The sequence below is a fragment of the Enterobacter cloacae complex sp. P14RS genome, from assembly GCF_014895895.1.
GTDB classification, from domain to species: domain Bacteria; phylum Pseudomonadota; class Gammaproteobacteria; order Enterobacterales; family Enterobacteriaceae; genus Enterobacter; species Enterobacter bugandensis.
This window is the reverse complement of sequence record NZ_JADBQM010000042.1, coordinates 1-397: the sequence shown is the minus strand read 5'-3', so window position 1 is coordinate 397 and position 397 is coordinate 1. Positions and strand designations below refer to the sequence as shown.

1 protein-coding gene is annotated in these 397 nt (G+C 53.4%); it reads right to left on the bottom strand.

The features are described 5' to 3' along the window. The coding region (gene yhcN, locus IM295_RS22905) for a peroxide/acid stress response protein YhcN (protein WP_193055962.1) at positions 1-248 on the bottom strand (248 nt) is incomplete at its 3' end. Between the last annotated feature and the right edge of the window lie 149 nt (positions 249-397).

Genomic DNA, 397 nt, shown 5'->3' with positions numbered 1-397 from the left:
GTGGCGTGCCAGTGGTCACCCTGATTCAGTTCGGTGACGCGATAGCTGCTGGCGCCTGCTTTTTCAGCTTTGGCGGCAAGTTCCTGACGAATGTCCATCGGGGAGCCGGTGACTGACGTCACGGAGACGCTGCCCATTGGCTGCAGATTTTGTGCCTGATCGGCATTCACTTGCTGTACGGCTGCGCTTGCGCCGAAAGAGAGAGCGGATGCCAGACCCAGGGTTGCGATGATCAATTTGGTTTTCATAGTCTTTACTCCTGAACAGGTTTTTTGCTCAACGGCGAGAAGGGTTGAACTGCTATTTTTATGCCTGGTGCCGTTGAGTGGAGAGTTATGTCTTCAGTGATTACTTAAACTTATTTGTACAGCTCGGCGGTGGCGTGCCAGTGGTCACC